The 18,541-nt window shown below is 70.5% G+C and carries 17 protein-coding genes; 3 read left to right on the top strand and 14 right to left on the bottom strand.

Going from position 1 to position 18,541, the window contains the following annotated elements; translation table 11 throughout:
* Positions 1-85 precede the first annotated feature (85 nt).
* On the bottom strand, positions 86-652 hold the full coding sequence (locus NYP07_RS18395; RefSeq protein ID WP_268153052.1) for a carboxymuconolactone decarboxylase family protein: 567 nt from the start codon (positions 650-652) through the stop codon (positions 86-88).
* Between the two features lie 63 nt (positions 653-715).
* On the opposite strand from NYP07_RS18395, the gene NYP07_RS18400 reads away from it, so the two are divergent.
* Together NYP07_RS18400 and NYP07_RS18405 are read left to right on the top strand one after the other, a co-directional pair.
* The gene (locus NYP07_RS18400) at positions 716-1,090 is read left to right on the top strand and encodes a winged helix-turn-helix transcriptional regulator (protein ID WP_268153054.1); all 375 of its coding nucleotides are present in this window, start codon (positions 716-718) and stop codon (positions 1,088-1,090) included.
* A gap of 52 nt (positions 1,091-1,142) precedes the next feature.
* Positions 1,143-1,907, top strand: a complete 765-nt coding sequence (locus tag NYP07_RS18405; RefSeq protein WP_268153056.1) for a hypothetical protein — start codon at positions 1,143-1,145, stop codon at positions 1,905-1,907.
* Positions 1,908-1,914: 7 nt separating this feature from the next.
* Here the strand turns inward: NYP07_RS18405 and NYP07_RS18410 are convergent, their stop codons facing one another.
* The 8 genes from NYP07_RS18410 to NYP07_RS18445 all read right to left on the bottom strand — a co-directional run bounded on the left by NYP07_RS18410 (position 1,915) and on the right by NYP07_RS18445 (position 12,982).
* Positions 1,915-2,955: a response regulator gene (locus NYP07_RS18410; protein ID WP_268153058.1), complete on the bottom strand. Its 1,041-nt coding sequence runs from the start codon at positions 2,953-2,955 to the stop codon at positions 1,915-1,917.
* Positions 2,956-3,233: 278 nt separating this feature from the next.
* The gene (pbpC, locus tag NYP07_RS18415; RefSeq protein ID WP_268153061.1) at positions 3,234-5,657 is read right to left on the bottom strand and encodes a penicillin-binding protein 1C; all 2,424 of its coding nucleotides are present in this window, start codon (positions 5,655-5,657) and stop codon (positions 3,234-3,236) included.
* Positions 5,654-5,950, bottom strand: coding sequence for a type II toxin-antitoxin system RelE/ParE family toxin (locus tag NYP07_RS18420; RefSeq protein ID WP_268153063.1), 297 nt, complete (start codon positions 5,948-5,950; stop codon positions 5,654-5,656). The genes pbpC and NYP07_RS18420 overlap by 4 nt, the downstream gene beginning before the upstream one ends.
* Positions 5,947-6,171: an addiction module protein gene (locus NYP07_RS18425; RefSeq protein WP_268153065.1), complete on the bottom strand. Its 225-nt coding sequence runs from the start codon at positions 6,169-6,171 to the stop codon at positions 5,947-5,949. Before NYP07_RS18425 ends, NYP07_RS18420 begins: the two co-directional genes overlap by 4 nt.
* A gap of 176 nt (positions 6,172-6,347) precedes the next feature.
* Positions 6,348-6,581, bottom strand: a complete 234-nt coding sequence (locus NYP07_RS18430) for a DUF2805 domain-containing protein (protein ID WP_268153066.1) — start codon at positions 6,579-6,581, stop codon at positions 6,348-6,350.
* A gap of 132 nt (positions 6,582-6,713) precedes the next feature.
* Positions 6,714-11,792: an alpha-2-macroglobulin family protein gene (locus NYP07_RS18435; RefSeq protein ID WP_268153068.1), complete on the bottom strand. Its 5,079-nt coding sequence runs from the start codon at positions 11,790-11,792 to the stop codon at positions 6,714-6,716.
* Positions 11,793-11,867: 75 nt separating this feature from the next.
* Positions 11,868-11,999, bottom strand: coding sequence for a hypothetical protein (locus tag NYP07_RS18440; RefSeq protein ID WP_268153070.1), 132 nt, complete (start codon positions 11,997-11,999; stop codon positions 11,868-11,870).
* Between the two features lie 77 nt (positions 12,000-12,076).
* Positions 12,077-12,982: a helix-turn-helix domain-containing protein gene (locus tag NYP07_RS18445; protein ID WP_268153072.1), complete on the bottom strand. Its 906-nt coding sequence runs from the start codon at positions 12,980-12,982 to the stop codon at positions 12,077-12,079.
* A gap of 101 nt (positions 12,983-13,083) precedes the next feature.
* Here NYP07_RS18445 and NYP07_RS18450 point away from each other — a divergent pair, with 101 nt between their 5' ends.
* A complete protein-coding gene (locus NYP07_RS18450) occupies positions 13,084-13,995 on the top strand; it encodes a DMT family transporter (RefSeq protein ID WP_268153073.1) in 912 nt (303 codons plus the stop codon).
* Here NYP07_RS18450 and NYP07_RS18455 read toward each other — a convergent pair.
* The 5 genes from NYP07_RS18455 to NYP07_RS18475 are packed head-to-tail and all read right to left on the bottom strand — an operon-like array spanning position 13,928 to position 18,519.
* Positions 13,928-14,911 carry a branched-chain amino acid ABC transporter permease gene (locus NYP07_RS18455; protein WP_268153074.1) on the bottom strand — a complete coding sequence of 328 codons (984 nt, stop codon included), beginning with the start codon at positions 14,909-14,911 and terminating at the stop codon, positions 13,928-13,930. The genes NYP07_RS18450 and NYP07_RS18455 overlap by 68 nt on opposite strands.
* Positions 14,908-15,795 (bottom strand): branched-chain amino acid ABC transporter permease, encoded by an 888-nt coding sequence (locus NYP07_RS18460; protein WP_268153076.1) that lies wholly within the window; start codon positions 15,793-15,795, stop codon positions 14,908-14,910. The genes NYP07_RS18455 and NYP07_RS18460 overlap by 4 nt, the downstream gene beginning before the upstream one ends.
* A gap of 20 nt (positions 15,796-15,815) precedes the next feature.
* Positions 15,816-17,012: an ABC transporter substrate-binding protein gene (locus NYP07_RS18465; RefSeq protein ID WP_268153078.1), complete on the bottom strand. Its 1,197-nt coding sequence runs from the start codon at positions 17,010-17,012 to the stop codon at positions 15,816-15,818.
* Positions 17,013-17,035: 23 nt separating this feature from the next.
* On the bottom strand, positions 17,036-17,749 hold the full coding sequence (locus tag NYP07_RS18470) for an ABC transporter ATP-binding protein (protein WP_268153080.1): 714 nt from the start codon (positions 17,747-17,749) through the stop codon (positions 17,036-17,038).
* A complete protein-coding gene (locus NYP07_RS18475) occupies positions 17,749-18,519 on the bottom strand; it encodes an ABC transporter ATP-binding protein (RefSeq protein ID WP_268153082.1) in 771 nt (256 codons plus the stop codon). Before NYP07_RS18475 ends, NYP07_RS18470 begins: the two co-directional genes overlap by 1 nt.
* Between the last annotated feature and the right edge of the window lie 22 nt (positions 18,520-18,541).

Genomic DNA, 18,541 nt, shown 5'->3' on the forward strand with positions numbered 1-18,541 from the left:
AGCGCGGGCCGGGCCAGGTGTCACGGTTCGGGACAGTGCTCGCGGTGCCGTTGACGGAGAGGGCGATAGTCGCGACGAAGCCCGGTCAGCGATAGCGGTCCCAGGCCGGCCGCGCCAGCGCCGCCAGCATGGCCACGCCCGTGTAGTGGCCGACGAGCTGGGTCATCTCGATCAGGGCCGGCTCGTCGAAGTGCTCGCGCAGCGCGGCCCAGGTCGCGTCGTCCACGGCGATGCGAGTGACGAGGCCGTCCACCAGGCGTAGCGCGGCGATCAGGGCCGGCGTCCACAGCACCGGGTCGGGTGCGGGCCGGCGCAGGTCTTCGATCTGTGCGCTGCTCAGGCCCATGCGGCGGGAGATGGTCTGCTCGTGCAGGTTGAACTCGTAGTCGCAGCGCGCCATCGTGCAGGTGCGCAGGACCAGCGCCTCGCGCAGCAGGGGCGGCAGGCGTCGGCGGTCCGCCAGGCCGGTCGGGCCGAGGAAGCCGCTGTCCACCATCTCCATGAACAGCTCGCCGTGGCGGGCCACGGTCAGGAAGATCTGCGGCGGCGCCACGCCGGGTGGCAGCAGCCGGGCCATGCGCTCGGCGAGCTCGGGCGGCAGGGGCAGCGTGCGGGGCGCAATGCGGGGTGCGGCGGTCGTTGGGTCGTTCATGCTTCGAAATCAGAAGCGTTGAGGTGTGCGAACTCTAGCCGCAGCCGCTTCTAAAATCAAAGCATGACGACAAAGCGCCTGGAACGGATCGCGGCGGCCGGGGAGCCGCCTTCGGGCAAGGACGCGATCAACGCGGCGCTGGAGCTCTTCCACCGCCGCTGGACGCTGCGCATCCTGTGGGAGCTGCGCGCCGAGGACACGAGCCTGAACTTCCGCGCGCTGCAGGCCGCCTGCGGCGACCTGTCGGCCTCGGTGCTGAACCAGCGCCTGGCCGAGCTGCGGGCCGTGCTGCTGGTGGAGCACGACGCCGGCAGCGGCTACCGGCTGGCCGCGCAGGGGCGCTCGCTGATGGTGGCGATCACGCCGCTGCTGAAATGGGCGCCGCCGTGGGCGCGCGAGGTGCAGCGAAGCCACCAGGGGCGACAGCATGTCGATTAGCGGTGCAGGCGTTCTCGACAGTGATGCGGCTCACGACCTCTATCAGGGCGTGTTGGACCGCTACGACGCGGGGATGCCGCTGGAGCAGATTTGTGAGTGGATTGCGGCTTTCGAGGCCCAGGCGGTCGACGCGCTGGAACTGGAATGCCTGCTTGCTGCCGGCGTAAAGGTGCTGTGGGAGATTGGACATCCCGACGATGTATTGCTCGCGCGCCTGTTGCGGGTCCTCGACAGCGGCGAGAGCCGTGCATTGTGGTTCAGCGATGGCGGCACACCCGACCTTGCCAAGGCCAGGGATGGCGTACTGAATCGGCTGTTGAAGCAAATTGCTCAGCCCAAGGTCAAGCCGCGTCCGCGCCGGCGGTATCCGCAAGTCAAGCGGCGGCTGTTCGAGCTGGGCGATTGCCTTGAATTGACGATGGTCGGCCAGAAGACCTATCGCGGCGTCGTCTGCAAGATCGATCAGCGGCGCGGACGCTGCGAGTACGCAGTGCTCGTGATGGCGAATCTGCCGGATTCGGCCCCGGACTCGTTTCGCGCCGGTACATATTTCGGCCACTACATCCATCACTTCGCCGTTGGCAGGCTGGCAGGACCGCATGTGATCCGCATGGACCACGCGATGCTCGTCAGAGAGCAGTGCCCATTCCGCGTGGTAGGGCGTGTGGACCTTGACCCGGAAAGCTACTCCCCGGGCAGTTGGGGTGGCGTCCTGTGCATGCAGCACGTCGTCGACGACTTCGAACGCACGCTGGCGAACGACATGGGCGCGTTCCGCAAGCAACGTCTGCCGCTCTCCAATCTGCTGCGACGTTGAACCCGGTTCACGCCGGCACGCGCACCGCGAGCCGGGCCTGTTCGATGGCGGCCAGCAGGGCTTCCTCGGAGAAGGGCTTGCCGAGCAGCTGGGTCACGCCGGCGGTGGCGGCGGCTTCCTGCTTGTCGTCGGAGGATGTGATCATCAGCACCGGCAGCGTGGCCGTGGTGGCGGTGGCGCGCACCTGGCGGGTCAGCTCGAAGCCGTCGATGCCGGGCATCTCGACGTCGGTGATGAGCACATGCGGGCGCTCGGCGGCCATCAGTTCCAGCGCCTGCTCGCCGCTCTCGGCCAGCGCGACGCGGTAGCGCCGCGTGGCCAGCAGCCGGCTGAGCTTGACGCGCACGATCTTGGAGTCGTCGGCCACCAGCACCAGGGTTTCGTCGGCGCGCAGCTCGCGGGCCGCGGCGGCGGCCTGCTGCTCGGCCTGCTCGCGCGCCAGGCGCTCGGCGTCGGCGCGGGCCGCGGCTTCGGCCGCCGCGCGCCGGGCCGCCGCAGCGGCTTCCTGCTCGGCGCGTTCGCGCGCCAGGCGGGCCTGCTCGGCGGCCTCGGCGGCTTCCCGTTCGGCCTGCTCGCGGGCCTCGGTTTCGGCGGTGATGCGTGAGGCCTCGTCCGCGGCGGCCTGGCGGGCGGCCTCTGCCGCGGCCTCCCGTGCGGCGCGTTCGGCCCTTGCGGCGGCCTCGCGCTCGGCCTGCTCGCGGGCCAGGCGCTCCGCCTCGGCGCGGGCCGCGGCCTCGACGGCAACCCGGGCGGCCTCGGCCTCGTCGGCCCGACGGGCGGCCTCACGGGCTTCGAGCGCCTCGCTTGCGCGGCGCTCCGCTTCTTCCTGGGCCTGGCGTGCGGCCAGCTGGCGTGCATGCGCCTGCTCGGCCTCGCGCCGGGCCGCCTCGGCGGCTTCGTGCTCGGCCTGCTCCAGCGCGATGCGCTGGGCCTCGCGGTGGGCGGCGGCGTCGCGCACACGCCGCTGGCGCCGACGGCCCAGCCACAGCAGCCAAACAAACACCACCGCGAGCGCGGCGCCCAGGATCCAGATCAACAGCTCATTCATCGTCGGGGAGGCCACTCGTGCAGCGAACGCCAAATCATCCTAGAAACGGCAGTTGACCGCTTTCTACCCATCGAAAGTCTCAGCGCATCAAGACCTGGCTCAGGGCGCCAGCAACGCTGCAGGCCCGCTGGTCCGCCGCTTCGGGCCGCTGGCTGCGTTGCTCCTTCTCGTGGGCATGAGCCCACTTCGTCGTCGCGCCTTGCCAGCCGCCCGCCTCGGCGTGCCCTCGGGCCTGCCCAACTGCCGTTTCTAGGATCATCGGGCCCAGGGATGGCAGCTTAGCGAAGAGCGGCGGGGCTGAGGCCCGTCATGGGCGCCGGCGTGGCAGTTTTGCTCGCCCGCGCCGCTGTGCCGGCCTGCAGCTCGAAGCCGACGCGCGCCCAGCGGCCGCGGCCGTCCATGGCCGTCAGCGCATGGGCGCCGGGCTGCTGCAGCGTCAGCACCTGCAGCGCGCCGCCTTTGTCGCTGCTGCCGACGAGCTGGCCGTCCAGCAGCCAGTTCAGGCCCTGCTGGGCGCCGATGGCCTGCAGGCGCAGCGTCACGTCGCGCAGCCCGGGGGCCGGGCGCAGCACGGTGCCGGGCTCCAGGCCGACGATGCGCAGGGCCTGCGCCGTCGCGGTGCGCGGTGCGCAGCCGGGCGCCCAGGGCAGGCGCTCGACGGGGTCCAGCCGGGATGCATCGAGAAACGGGCCGAGCAGCGTGGGCCAGCGCACGGCCTCGACCCGCGTCGCGTCGGGCGCGCAGTCGGGGCGCACGCGCTGTTGGCCGTGGGTCCAGGCGGCTTCGACGAGACCGCCGGGCTGCAGGCGGTCGGGCAGCGTCGGCGGCACGGCACCGTCCAGCGTCCAGGCGGTGCGGCGCTGCAGGCAGTGCGCGGGCGGCGTGCCGGCCTCGGCCAGGCCCAGCGGCCAGCAGATGGCGGTGGCGCTCACGCTGTCGGGCTGGCGGCGCGGGGCCAGCTGTTGGCGGGCCTCGCCGGGGCCTAACGCGGCGGCGATGTCGCGCAGCAGCGGTGCCGAGGTGTTGGCGCCGAAATGGCCGGGGTTGGGCGTGCCGTCGGGCCGGCCGACCCAGACGCCGAAGCTGTAGCGGTCGGTCACGCCCAGCGCCCAGGCGTCGCGGAAGCCGAAGCTGGTGCCGGTCTTCCAGGCCACGCGCTGGCTGGTCTTGCGAAACGGGCTGCCGGGCCGGCCGCCGTTCTCGAGGATCTCGCGCACGATGAAGGCGGCGCCTTCGCTCATCAGCCGCGTCTCGCGGGCGGGCACGTCGGGCGCATTGGGCGTGAGCCGGGGCCGCCCCGCGAGGCCGCCGCGCGCCAGCGCCGTGTAGGCGCCGACCAGTTCCTCCAGCGAGGTGCTGCCGCCACCGAGGATGAGGCTGAGGTTGGGCGCCGCGTTGGCCGGCATGCGCAGCCTCAGGCCTGCGTGGCGCAGCCGGCCGGCGAAGCGCTCGGGGCCGAGGCGGTCCAGCAGGTCCACGGCGGGCACGTTGAGCGAGCGCTGCAGGGCCTCAGCAACGCTGACCGGCCCGGAGAAGTCCGCCTGGAAATTGCCCGGCGCATAGCCGCCGAAGTTCTGCGGCGCGTCGATCAGCAGGCTCTCGGAATGGATCAGCCCCTCGTCCAGCGCCATGCCGTACAGGAAGGGCTTGAGCGTCGAGCCCGGCGAGCGCTGGGCGCGCACCATGTCCACATGGGCGCCGCGGCGCGGGTCCGTGAAGTCGGCCGAGCCGACATAGCCGCGCACCTCCAGCGTGCGGTTGTCGACGACCAGGGCGGCCAGGGACACCGCGTCGGGCAGGCTGTTCAGGCGGTCGGTCAGCAGTTGCTCCAGGCGGGCCTGCAGGCCGGCGTCCAGCGTGGTCTGGATGACGGCCTCGGCTCGGCCCTCGCGCCTGGCCTGCTGGCGCAGCCGCTCGGCCGCCAGCGGCGCCAGCCAGCGGGCGCGCAGCGGCGGCGCGAAGACGCGCTCCAGCCTGGCATCGGCCACCACGGCGGCGGGCCAGACGCCCAGCGTCTGCATGCGCGTCAGTACCTTGTCGCGTGCGGCCTGGGCGGCCTGCACCGCGCGGTCGGGGCGCAGCCGGGTGGGCGACTGCGGCAGCGCCACCAGCAGCGCGGCCTCGGCGGGCGACAGCTCGGCGGCGCCCTTGCCCAAATAGGCGCGGCTGGCCGTCTCCACGCCCTCCAGCGGCCCGCCCATCGGCGCGAGGTTCAGGTAGAGCGTCAGGATCTCGCGCTTGCTGCAATGCAGCTCCAGCTGCAGCGCGCGGGCGATCTGGCGCAGCTTGGCCGGGATGCTGCGGCCCGCGGCTTTCTCGTCGACAAGGCGCGCGACCTGCATCGTCAGCGTGGACCCGCCCGACACGATGCGCCCGTGCCGCGCCCACTGCCAGGCCGCGCGGGCCAGCGCCACCGGGTTCACGCCCGGGTGCCAGCGGAACCAGCGATCCTCGTAGTGCAGCAGCGCCTCCAGGTAGCGCGGCGACACGGCCTCGGGCGTCGTCGGCTGGCGCTGCGCGCCGTCCTCGCTGGCCCAGCTGCGCAGCGGCGTGCCGTCGGCGGCCAGCACCGTCAGCGTGGGCGATTCGGCGGCGGGCTGGGGCAGCGGGAAGGCGAAGTCCAGCGCGAGGACGGCCAGCAGCAGCGCGGCGAGGGCGAGCTCGAAGCGGCGCAGGCGCCGGCCGGGGCCGGATGGGCTCAAGGCCGTTCCAACCAGTAGCCAGGTGCGCGCCGCTGGTGGGCGACCGCGTAAATCGCCAGCCCCCGTTGCGGGTCGGCCTCGTAGATGACCGTGTAGGGAAAGCGCTCGAAGTGGTAGAGCCTGAAGCCGGCATCGCCGATTGGCCCGCGCTCTGGGTTTTCGGCCAGCAGCTCGCAGACCCGCTCAAACTCCAGCAGAAAGGCCTCGGCGATGGAGCGGCTGCCGTGCTGCGCGTAGTAGATGGCTGCGTCACCCAACTCGGCTTCGGCCTCGGGGTGCAGCCAGTGCTTCATGCCAGCCGGGTCCGCACACGAGCCAGTGCCGCATCCGCCGGCACCAACTGAACCTCTCCTGACCGCACGGTTTCGCGGCGCCGCTGGGCCTCGGCGATCCAGGCCTGCTGCGCCGGCGTCCGAGGTTCCAGGCTGGCGATCAGCAGCTCCAGCAGACGCGCCCGTTCTGCTTCCGGCAAGCCCAGCACTTGGGCTTGAAGGTCATCGGTCGAGATCGACATGGGCAGTTCTCCGGGTGTCGGCGGGGCTGGCGGATGGAGTCGGTATTGGACTTCGACGTCGCGCACCGGCACCCACTGGGCAGTGCCGGGAACGCAGTGTGCTCAGGCCAGGCTCCCGATTTTGAACCCGCCCGACTGTCGCTTCGCGCGAGCCGCCATCGCCATCATGCATCGCGTCAGCGTCCGTGCGGCCAGGTCGAGCGTTTGGTGGGGGCCTTGGCCGCCTTGCCCTTGGCCGCCCACAGCTTGTAGGCCGAAGGCGTCAGTTCGCGCTTCAGCAGCGCCACCAGCTCGCCGTGGCCGATGCCATGCTCCAGCATGACCTTGCTGAAGGGCGGCGTGTCGTCCCAGGCGGTGGCGATCACGCGCTTGAGTTCTTCGGCTGTGAGTTTGGGAGCGGGTTTGGCCATGGGGGATTGTGTGTCGCACAACGAAATGCGGACCGATCTCATTTGTCTTCGGGAACGATGAACTTGGTGATCCGTCATTCCGTGTCGGCGCAATGCACGCCGCCCTATCGATGTGATGCTTGGTTCCGTGAACTAGCGGGACTTGTCGACGATGGCGATGTCGCTCTCCACCTTCCCAACCCCCCTCACCTCCGGCCGATACATATCCTCCGCAAACGTCGCCGGCACCACATATTTACCCGGCGTCACGGCCCGGACCAGGTAGAACAGCTCCAGCGGCTGTCCCAGCTGGGCGGCGGCCACGAAGCGGTCGTCGCGGTATTCGGTGTGGACGATGCGCTCGTTCGCATTCGCCTGGGCGATGTTGACGCCCTCCACCGTGAACTCGCCGGCCTGGGGGCCCTGGCTGAGGTTGAGGTTCTCGATCTCGAAGCCGGCCGGGATGCGGTCCACGACGAGGCCGTCCTTGATGGTCTGGCTGGCCTTCACGCGCAGGCGGACGATGAACATCTCGCCGGTCGTGAATTGCCGGGCCGTGACCGGCTTGCCTTCCGTCGTGAACATCGCGCGGTCGACGGCGATGCGGTCGCTGCTCGGCGCCGGTGGTTTGGTCGGGTAGCCCTGGGCCGTGATGTCGACGAACAGCGGCGCGGCGCCGTCGTTCTTCAGCGCGATGCCGGACTTGAGCTGCGCGACGCCGAAGCTCTGCCGGCCCACGCCGTTACCGGTCCAGGGGTCGGCCTTGGCGCCCACGGTGACGGCGGTCTTCCAGCTGTCGTCCTTGGCGGCCCCGGCGGCCTGCACGGCCAGGAACAGGGCCAGGCGCTCCTGCGTGGAGTAGTAGTTGCGGGTACGGAAGTCGTCGGACAGGTCGAACAGCAGGTTCTCGCGTCGCTCGTGCTGCACCTTGTGGCGCAGCAGCAGCGCATAGGCCAGGGCGCGGTCGCGCACGCGTGAGCCGTAGTCGCCCAGCCACTGGCCCCACCAGGTGTTGCCCGGGTCGTCGGGCTGGTAGCCGTAGCCGCGGCTCATCGCATCGTCCAGCGCGGCCTTGGCGCGGGGCTCGTCGCCCATCAGCTTCAGCGCCAGGCTCAGCTGCACCAGCGGCAGGGGCGACAGCGCGTTGCCGCGGTACTGGTCGTGCAGCGTGCGCAGCGTGGCCAGCGGCGCCTTCTGCTCGCGGGCCAGGATGTAGCCGGCGTGCGCGGCCTCGGCAAAGCGCTGGTGGGCGATGCGCATCAGCTCGGTGTCGCGGTAGTCGGCCAGCCGGCCCTTGTCGTCGCGCCTGGGGGCCTTGGGCGGCATGCTCTGCTGCGCGGGGCTGCGCTGGAACTGCTCCAGCAGGTTGTCCAGCGAGCGCTTCAGCATGGCCTCGGGCACCGCGAAGCCGGCGTCGCGCGAGTCCTGCAGGAAGCCGGTGACGTAGGCGCTCAGCCAGGCCTCGTAGGGGCTGCTGGCGGCCCACAGGCCGTAGCCGCCCTTGGGCTGCTGCATGCCGGCGAGCCGCGCGAAGGCGCCGTCCAGCCGCTTGGCGCGTTCCTCGCGGGGCACGGGCGTCAGGCCCCAGCGCCTGGCGGCCTCGTCGTCGATGAAGACCAGCGGATAGGCGCTGGACGTCGTCTGCTCCAGGCAGCCGTAGGGGTACATCAGCAGGCCCTGCACCTGGTCCCTGATGGCTATGGGCGGCGTGTTGGAGACGGTCAGGGCCACCGTGGCCGAGCCGTTCCAGTAGGCGTCCAGCAGCGCCTTGTCCAGCGCCTGCGTGGCGCCGGGCTCCAGGCGCAGGCGGCGGCTCTCGCGAGTCAGCGGCGTGACGGGCTGCACCTGCAGCGCGGCCTGGCGCGTGAGGCTCAGGGCGCCGGCGCTGACCTTGACCTCGATGGGTGCCAGGCCATACGCGTCCAGCGCCTCGGCCTGGAAGCGCAGGATCTGGCGCTGCTTGTCCGCAAGCCTGATCGTGTCGGCACTGCCGGTGATGCGCACCGGGCCGGTGGACGAGACCGCCACCTTGACCTCCTGCGGCGCGCCGCTGAGGTTGGTCACGTCCAGCGCAATCGTCGCCTTGTCGCCGGGCGACACGAAGCGCGGCATGTTCAGCTCGGCCACCAGCGGCGCGGCGACCACCGTCTCGGCCTGGGCCGAGGCATAACTGTCTGCGCTGCTGACCACGGCCATCACGCGCAGCGTGCCGTTGAAGTCGGGCAGCTTCAGGTTGACGGTGGCCTCGCCCTTGGCGTCCAGCTGCACGGGGCCGCTGAACAGGTCCACGAGCAGCAGCTTGCGCGGCATGGACTGCGAATCGCGCTTGCCCGCGTCGCCACCGAAGCGCTGCCTGGCGGCGTTGCCTTCCATCTTCTCGATCAGGCGGCCGTAGAGGTCCAGCATGTCGGCGCCGTAGCGGTGCTTGCCGAAGAAGAAGTCCTGCGGGTCGGGCGTCTTGAAGTTGGTGATGTTCAGGATGCCCACGTCCACCGCGCTCACGGTGACGATGGCCGGCTTGCCGGCCAGCTGGGGCACCTTGACGCCTACGCTCAGCGGCGTGGACGGCACGGCCTTGGCCGGCGCGGTCAGCGTGAGCTTGGGCTTGCGGTCCTCGCGGTTCAGCGGCAGGTGCACCAGGCCCAGCGCGCGCGCCGGCGTCACGCGGTCGCCCTCGCTGCCGGGGCGGAAGGCGGCGACCGTGATGTAGAGGTCGTGGCGGGCCCAGGCGGCATCCACCGGGATCTCCAGCGCCGTGCCCGAGGCCTTCACGGCCATGCGCCTGGCCCACAGCACCTTGTCGCCCTCCACCGTGACGATGGCCTCGCCATCGTGCGGCGGCTTGATGGCGAGCCTGGCCACGTCGCCCGGCTTGAAGGGGGCGCCCTGCAGCTTGAGCTGCACGCGGTCGGGGCGGTTGCCGACGTCGTCGGCGTCCTGCGCGCCGTAGCCGGCGTAGAAGGCATAGCGCGTCGTCAGCCTGGACTCGGGGTCGGTCAGCTCCAGCCGGTAGCGGCCCCAGCGCACGGGCAGGGCGATCTTGGTGCGGGCCGACAGTGCCAGCGTGCGTGCCTCCACCAGTTCGTCGGTGGTGTTGAAGCCCGAGTTCCAGCCGCGGCCGTCGTCATAACGCCAGTACCACTGGCGCTCCTCGTAGATGAGCTTGAGGTCCAGCGCCTTGGCCGGCTTGAACCGGCCCTGGGTGTCCACGCGCACCAGCTCGAACTCGGCCAGCGCGCCCTCGGCGGCCACGTTGCGGTCGAACAGCGGGCGCAGGCCCACCAGCACCGGCGCCGGCCACCAGACGCGCTCCAGCGTGCGCACCACCGGCCGGCCGCCGCTCTCCAGCAGGCTGAAGGCCGCACGCAGCTTCATCGGCGATTTGCGCTCGGCCAGCTGCGGCGTCAGCGTCATCTCGGCATGGCCCTGCCCGTCGAGGTCCTGGGCCTCCAGGTCCTGGCGGTTCCTGGCCTTGTCGTCGTCCAGCGTGCCGAAGATGAAGCCGGGCAGCTGCTGCGGCAGGGGGTTCAGCAGGCGCTCGCTGAAGGCGCTGGCCTGCAGCCGGTTGCCGGCGGCGGGGGCGCCGTAGAGATAGTCGCCCTGCACCTGCATGGGCAGCGCGCCGTCGCCCTGCATCGGGCCTTCGGCGGCCGTCAGCGCGAGCTTCATGCGCTCGGGCAGGAACTCCTCGACCTTGAAAGCCCATTGCGCATCCGGCGTCCTGGCCGCGGGGTCGATGCGGGCCTGGACCGTCCAGCCGCCGGTGGGCGCGTCGGCAGGCAGCGCGATGCCCTGCAGGTAGTAGCCGCTGCCCAACTTGCCGGGTTGGACGAGCTGCTCGACGAGCTTGCTGCCGTCGGGCTTCTTGACCGTGACGGTGACGGGCAGCGGCTTGGGCAGGGGCTTGCCGTCGGCATCGCGCGCCAGCACCGACAGCTGGAAGTTTTCGCCGGGCCGGTACAGGTCGCGGCCGGCGTAGACGAAGAGCTTGTTGTTGCGCGAGGGGTAGCCGGTGGCCTCGAATTCGGTCAGGTCCAGCGCGGCGTCGCGCAGCGACAGCACGGACATTTCCTTGCCGTCGCGGCGCGCCAGCACCGCGCGGGCCTTGTCGCTGCTGCCGCTGAAGACCGTATGGCCATCGTCATCGCTCTGCGCCTGGGCCAGCACCTTGCCGGCGTCGTCCACCAGGCTCAGCTCGATGCCCGACATCGCCTTGCCGCTCTTCAGCGAGGTCGTGAACACGTCCAGCTGCGCGGCGTGGCGGCGCAGGTGCAGGCCGATGTCGGTCACGTAGTAGTGCGTGACCTGGTAGTCCCAGCCGAAGCGGCCGGGCGTGTTCATCACCGCGACATAGATGCCCGGCTCCTGCAGCGCCTTGATGCCCTCCACGGGCAGGAAGCTGACGTTGCGGCGGTTGGGCCGCGCATCGGTCGTGAAGCGGGTGATGTAGACGCTGTCGCTCATCGCGCGCAGCTCGTCCAGCACCCAGCCGCCGACGGTGCCCTTCAGGCGGCGCTGGTTGTCGCTGTAGCCGTCGTAGAAACAGTCTTCCTGGCAGTCGTCGGCGCCGGTGACCGGATTGACGCGCTTGCGAAGGCCGCCTACCTGCTCCAGGAAGGCCGGCAACGAGGCCGGCTTGATGCGCAGGAACTGCACGTCCACCTCGGGCGTGTTGACCGTGACGATGGGCAGGCCGCCGTTCTGGCCGGCCGGCAGCACGAGGCCCTTGCTGGCGAAGTAGTAGCTGGCCGGCATGGCCTCGCTGACGGCCTCGCAGCCTTGCGGCGTCGCCAGCTTGGCGCCGCCGCGCGAGGCGATGTCGGCCTTCAGCGCGATACGGTAGCTGCGGTCGGGCGTGACATAGGGCAGGTAGAGCACGCGTGGGTTGTCGGCCAGCACCCAGCGCGCGGCCAGCGGCTTGAAGCTGGTGTCGGCCGGGGGCGTCTTGCTGCCGTCGTCCCTGGCCTTGGGCGCGTCGCCCTCGCTGGCGGTCAGCAGAGCGCCGAAATCCTGCCTGGGGTTCAGCGGCTGCGTGAAGACGACCGCGATGGCGGGCGAGCCGTCGAAGAGGCGCGCCCTGCACTCGCTGAACGCGAAGGCCTGTTCGCTGCCGATCTCGGCGCTGCTGGGCAGGCCGGGCGCCTGGTGGCGCTGCCAGGCGAAATACCCCGCCACGGCCGCGCCGGCCACGAACACGGCCGCCGCGGCGGCCTTCACGATGCTGGATGCCATCCGAGTCCCCTCCCTGGGTGCGCAGGGAGTGTAGGGAGGCTCGGCGGCGGATTCGGACGGAGAAATTCCCCAGGTTCAGCGCAGCGGCGCCTGCATGGACAGCAGCGCGCCCAGCTGGCCGGTCTCGGGCGTGTCCAGCGTCAGAACGAAGCCCAGCAGCGACACCAGCAGCGTGGCGGCGAACCTGAGGCGGGCGAGCGTGAGCATGGCGCGATGGTGGACCACGGCGCGGCCCGGCGCGCCCCCTAACTTGCTGGTGAATGCTGACGGCGTGGTGGCAGCAGTCAGCGGCCGCCGAGGGCGCGCCGCAACTGGCCCGGCGTCGCGCCGACGCCGGCCTTGAAGCGCTGGCTCAGGTGGCTGGCGCCCGCATAGCCGCAGGCGGCGGCGATGTCGGCCAGCGGCAGCGCGCTGCCGCGCAGCAGCGCACGGGCGCGGTCCAGGCGGCGCGTGGCCACCCAGTCGTGCACCGTGCAGCCCATGGACGCGCGGAACATGCGCGCGAAGTGGAACTCCGACAGATGGGCCTCGGCGGCCAGGCGCGGCAGGCTCAGGTCGGCCTGGTCCAGATGGGCGTCGACAAAGGCCAGCACGCGCCGCCGCGCCGTGCCCGACAGGCCGCCGGCGCCGCCGCGTTCGGCGCGCTCGCGCAGCCTCGGCCTTGCCGCCTGCAGCACGAGGCGGTCCAGCGCGGCCTGGCTCAGCGCGTCGATGCGCAGGCGCTCGGCCGGGTCCTGCCAGTCCAGTGCGGCGACGCCCTTGGCCCAGGCGGCCAGCACGGCGTCCGCGCCGAAGATGCGCTGCTCCAGCGTGAAGGCGCGCGGCTCGGCGTCCAGCAGGCGCACGACGCGGTGGCCCCAAGCCTCGGCCGACAGATAGAGGTGGACGAAGCGCAGCGGCCCGGCGACGTTCCAGCGCGATTCGTGCTCGGCCGGCAGCACGCAGTGGCAGCCTGGCGAGCCGGTCTGGCCGGGCGTGTCGACGAGGTGGGTCGCATGCCCGCCCTGCAGGTAGACCGACAGCGTGTGGTGGCCCGGCCGCCGGTAGTCGATGCGGCCGCCGTGGTTGCACCACTGCACCAGGCGCAGGCCGTCGGCGAGCGCGAGCTCGCGCTCGCGGCGCGCGCTGGAGCGGCCCAGCACATCGAAGACGGGCTGGTGGGTGGTGGCGCCGGCGGTCGGGTTGGCCATGGCGCGATGCTAGGGCCGAAGCCCGTGCCGGGGCTGGCGCGGGGGCAAGGATGCGCAGGAATCTGCAATCGCGCCGTCGGCCGCCGCGCGATGCTGGTGGCATGAATGCCTTGCTCTACCTGCTCGTCGTGCTGATCTGGGGCACGACCTGGATCGCGCTGAAATGGCAGCTCGGGCCCGTGCCCATCGCGCTGTCCATCGCCTACCGCTTCGGCCTGGCGGCGCTGCTGCTGTTCGCGTGGCTGATCTGGCGGCGCCAGCTCCTCGTGCCGCGCGGCCGGGCGCGCGCGTGGGTGCTGGCCCAGGGCCTGTGCCTGTTCTGCCTGAACTTCGTCTGCTTCCTGAACGCCAGCCGGACGGTGGCCAGCGGCCTCGTGGCCGTCGTGTTTTCCAGCGCGGCGCTGTGGAATGCGCTGCTGGCCCGCGTCGTGCACGGCCGCGCCATCGCGCCCCAGGTGCTGGCCGGCGGCGCGCTGGGGCTGGCGGGGCTGGTGCTGCTGTTCTGGCCGGAGATCAGCGCCGGCCATGCCAGTGCGGCCGGCCTGGCCTGGGCGCTGGGCGGCACGCTGTGCTTCTCGACCGGCAACCTGCTGTCGGCCGCGCTGCAGGCCCGGGGCCTGAAGCCGGTGCAGACCAATGCCTGGGGCATGGCCGTCGGCACGGCCATCCTGCTGGGCCATGCGCTCGTGACGGGCGCGCCGCTGGTGTTCGACGCCAGCCCGCGCTATGTCGGTGCGCTGCTCTACCTCGCCGTCCCGGGCTCGGTCATCGGCTTCACGGCCTATCTGACGCTGGTGGGGCGGCTGGGGCCGGAGCGGGCGGCCTACAGCACGGTGCTGTTCCCGGTCGTCGCGCTGAACGTGTCGGCCTGGGCCGAGGGCTACCGCTGGACGGCGCCGGCGCTGCTGGGGCTGCTGCTGGTGATGGCCGGCAATGTGCTGGTGTTCAGGAAGAAGCCGGCGTCCGGCGCTTCTCCAGCAAGGCCATCGCCTCGCCCACCAGCCCGCGCCTGAAGGCCAGCACGCAGACGATGAAGATCAGCCCGGTCACGAGGCTGACCGATTCGCCCAGGCCCTGGAACCAGGCCACGCCGGTCAGGTCGGCCAGCAGGTTGCCGAGGTCGCCGATCTTGTTCTCCAGCGCGATGATGACCAGCGCGCCCGCCATCGGGCCGACGAGGGTGCCCATGCCGCCCACCAGCGTCATCAGGATGACCAGGCCGGAGGTGGTCCAGATCGCGTCGGTCAGCGTCGCGAAGCCCAGCACCAGGGTCTTGGTGGCCCCGGCCAGGCCGGCCAGCGCGGCGGACAGCACGAAGGCCAGCAGCTTGAACTGGGCCGTGTCATAGCCCAGCGACGTGGCGCGGGCCTCGTTCTCGCGGATGGAGGTCAGCACCTGGCCGAAGGGCGAATGCACGATGCGGTAGATGAGCCAGAACGCGGCGATGAAGATGCCGAGCACGACGTAGAACAGCACCAGGTCGTTGTCCAGGCTCAGGCCGAGGAAGCTGCCGCGCGGCACCGACTGCAGGCCGTCCTCGCCGCCGGTGAAGGGCGCCTGCAGGAAGAAGAAGTACAGCATCTGCGCCAGCGCGAGCGTGATCATCGAGAAGTAGATGCCCGAGCGCCGGATGGCCAGCAGCCCGAACGCCAGGCCGACGACGGCCGCGCCGCCCGTGCCCAGCAGCAGGCCCACCGGCGTGGGCAGGCCCCAGACCTTGAGCGCATGGCCGCACACATAGGCCGCCGTGCCGAGGAAGGCCGCATGGCCGAAGGACAGCAGGCCGGTGAAGCCCACCAGCAGGTTGAAGGCGCAGGCGAACAGCGCGTAGCACAGCACCTTCATGACGAAGACGGGGTAGGCGCCGAGCGCCGGCAGCAGCGCGATGCCGACGAAAAGGGCGGCGTAGCCAACGAGCTTCTTGTTCATTTCTCTTTGCCGAACAGGCCAGCGGGGCGCACCAGCAAGACGATGGCCATGACGACGAAGACGACCGTGTTGGACGCCTCGGGATAGAAGACCTTGGTCAGCCCCTCGACCAGGCCGAGGCCCAGGCCGGTCAGGATGGAGCCGAGGATGGAGCCCATGCCGCCGATGACGACGACGGCGAAGACCACGATGATGAGGTTGGAGCCCATCAGCGCCGACACCTGCAGGATGGGCGCGGCCAGCACGCCGGCGAAGGCCGCCAGCGCCACGCCGCCGGCATAGGTCAGCGTGACCATGCGCGGCACATTGATGCCGAAGGCCTGTACGAGCTTGGGGTTCTCGGTGCCGGCGCGCAGCTTGGCGCCCAGCGAGGTCTTCTCGATCAGTGCCCACACGGCGAAGCAGACCACCAGCGACGCGGCGACGACCCAGCCGCGGTAGTTGGGCAGGATCATGAAGCCGAGGTTGGTGGCGCCGGCGAGCTGGTCGGGCACCGAGTAGGGCTGGCCGGACACGCCGTAGACCGAGCGGAACACACCCTCGATGACGAGGGTGATGCCGAAGGTCAGCAGCAGGCCGTAGAGGTGGTCCAGCTTGTAGAGCCACTGCAGCATCGTGCGCTCGATGACGATGCCGATGAGTCCGACGGCGAGCGGCGCGAGGCCGAGCATGAACCAGTAGTTCAGGCCCAGGTATTCCAGCCCCATCCAGGCGAAGAAGGCCCCCATCATGTACAGCGCTCCGTGGGCGAAGTTGATGATGTTGAGCATGCCGAAGATGACCGCCAGGCCCAGCGACAGCATCGCGTAGAACGAGCCGTTGACCAGGCCGAGCAGCAGCTGGCCCAAGAGGGCCGGCAGGGGAATACCGAAGAACTCAGTCATCGCGCAGCGCTCTCAGCGGATCACTTCTTGACCAGGGGGCACTTGGAATCGGCCAGCTTGGTGAAGGCCTCGTCGCCCGGGATGCGCGTCACGACCTTGTAGTAGTCCCAGGGCTCGGTCGACTCCTTGGCCGACTTCACCTGCATCAGGAACATGTCGTGGATGCCGCGGCCGTCTTCCTTGCGGATCGTGCCCTTGGTGTAGAAGTCGTTGATCGGCGTGGCCTTCATCCTGGCCAGGACCTTGTCGGCGTCGTCGGTCTTCAGCGCGTCGACGGCCTGCAGATAGTGGGTCACGGCCGAGTAGTCGGCGGCCTGCAGCGACGAGGGCATGCGCTTCATCTTCTCGAAGAAGCGGCGGCTCCAGGCGCGGGCCTCGGGGCTCTGGTTCCAGTACCAGGAGTCGGTCAGGTACATGCCCTCGGTCGTCTTCAGGCCCAGCGAGTGGATGTCGTTGATGAACATCAGCAGGCCGGCGAGCTTCATGCCCTTGGTGATGCCGAACTCGTTGGCGGCCTTGACCGCGTTGATCGCGTCGCCGCCGGCATTGGCCAGGCCCAGGATCTGCGCGCCCGAGCTCTGGGCCTGCAGCAGGAAGCTGGAGAAGTCGCTGGCGTTGAGTGGATGCTTGACGCTGCCCTTGACCGTGCCGCCGCTCTTGGCCACGACGGCGGCCGTGTCGGCCTGCAGCGCCGCGCCGAAGGCGTAGTCGGCGGTCAGGAAGAACCAGGTCTTGCCGCCGGCCTTGGTCACGGCCGCGCCGGTGCCGTTGGCCAGGGCCACCGTGTCGTAGGCGTAGTGGATGGTGTAGGGCGTGCAGTTGGCGTTGGTCAGCGCCGAGCTGCCGGCGCCGATGGAGATGAAGGGTTTCTTCTTCTCGGCGGCCACGGTGGCCATGGCCAGGTTGGCGCCGGAGTTGGTGCCGCCGATCAGCACGTCCAGGCCCTGGGTGTCGATCCACTCGCGCGCCTTGGCGGAGGCGACGTCGGCCTTGTTCTGATGGTCGGCGAAGATGAACTCGATCTTCTTGCCGGCGGCCATGCCCTTCATGTCGGCGATGGCCATCTTGATGGCCTCCACGCCGCCGGCGCCGTCGATGTCGGCATAGACGCTGGACATGTCGGTCAGGAAGCCGACCTTGATGACGTCGCCCGAGACCTGCGCCTGGGCAGCGAGGCCACAGCTGGCGAGAGTGGCGGCTATGAGAGTCTTCTTCATGGTGTCTCCAGGGGGTTGTCGGGTTAGACGCTGAGCAGCTCGTCCAGCTTGTCCTGGTGGGCGGGCAGTTCGGCGGCGGGGAAGGACAGCACGACCTCGCCGTGCTCGATGACGATGAAATGGTCGGCCAGCGGTGCCGCGAAGCGGAAGTTCTGCTCCACCATGACGATGGTGAAGCCCTGCTTCTTCAGCTCGCGGATCATGCGGGCCAGGGCCTGGACGATGACGGGGGCCAGGCCTTCGGAGATCTCGTCCAGCAGCAGGATGTCGGCCCCAGTACGCAGGATGCGCGCGACGGCCAGCATCTGCTGCTCCCCGCCCGACAGCCGCGTGCCGGGGCTGTGGCGGCGCTCCGCGAGGTTGGGGAACATCGCGTAGATCTCCTGCTCCGACATCAGCTTGCCGCGCTTGACCTTGAGCGGCGGCGGCAGGCGCAGGTTCTCCTCGGTCGTCAGCGACGCGAAGATGCCGCGCTCCTCGGGGCAGTAGCCCAGGCCCAGCTGCGCGACGCGGTGCGTGGACAGGCCGATGGCCTCCTCGCCGTGGATCTTGATCGAGCCCTTGCGGGCGCCGGTCAGGCCCATGATGGCGCGCAGCGTCGTCGTGCGGCCCGCGCCGTTGCGGCCCAGCAGCGTGACGACCTGGCCGGGCTGCACGTTCAGGTTGATGCCGTGCAGGATGTGGCTTTCGCCGTACCAGGCGTGGAGGTCCTTGATTTCAAGCGCTGGCGTTGCCATCAATGCGCCCCCTGGAGTTCCGTGGCCTCGGTGCCCATATAGGCCTCCAGCACCGCCGGATGCCTGGACACCGTCGCGTAGTCGCCCTCGGCCAGCACCGCGCCGCGGGCTAGCACGGTGATGCGGTCGGCGATGCTGGCCACCACCTTCATGTTGTGCTCCACCATCAGCACCGTGCGGCCCTCGGCCACGCGCTTGATGAGGGCCGTCACGCGGTCCACGTCCTCGTGGCCCATGCCCTGGGTCGGTTCGTCCAGCAGCATCAGCTGCGGCTCCATCGCCATCGTCGTCGCGATCTCGAGCGCGCGCTTGCGGCCATAGGGCAGGTCGGCGGCCTTCAGGTTCGCCATGTCGCGCAGGTCCACCAGCTCCAGCAGCGCCAGCACCTTGGCATCCAGCGTCTGCAGGCCCGTGAGGCCCTTCCAGAAATGGAAGCTCGTGCCGGTGAAGCGCTGCAGGCCGATGCGCACGTTCTCCAGCACCGTCAGGTGCGGGAACACGGCCGAGATCTGGAAGCTGCGGATGACGCCGCGGCGCGCGATCTGCGCCGAGTTCTCGCCGGTGATGTCGTGGCCGGCGAACACGATGTGCCCGCGCGTGGGCGTCAGGAACTTGGTCAGCAGGTTGAAGCAGGTGGTCTTGCCGGCGCCGTTGGGGCCGAGCAGCGCGTGGATGTGGCCGCGCTGCACCTGCAGCCTGACCGAGTCCACGGCGGTGAAGCCTTTGAACTCCTTGGTCAGGTCCTGGGTCTCGAGGATGAATTCGCTCATGGACTTGGGGGTTGGCTGCGCG

Origin of the sequence: Pelomonas aquatica (assembly GCF_026712205.1) — a bacterium.
GTDB classification, from domain to species: domain Bacteria; phylum Pseudomonadota; class Gammaproteobacteria; order Burkholderiales; family Burkholderiaceae_C; genus Pelomonas; species Pelomonas aquatica.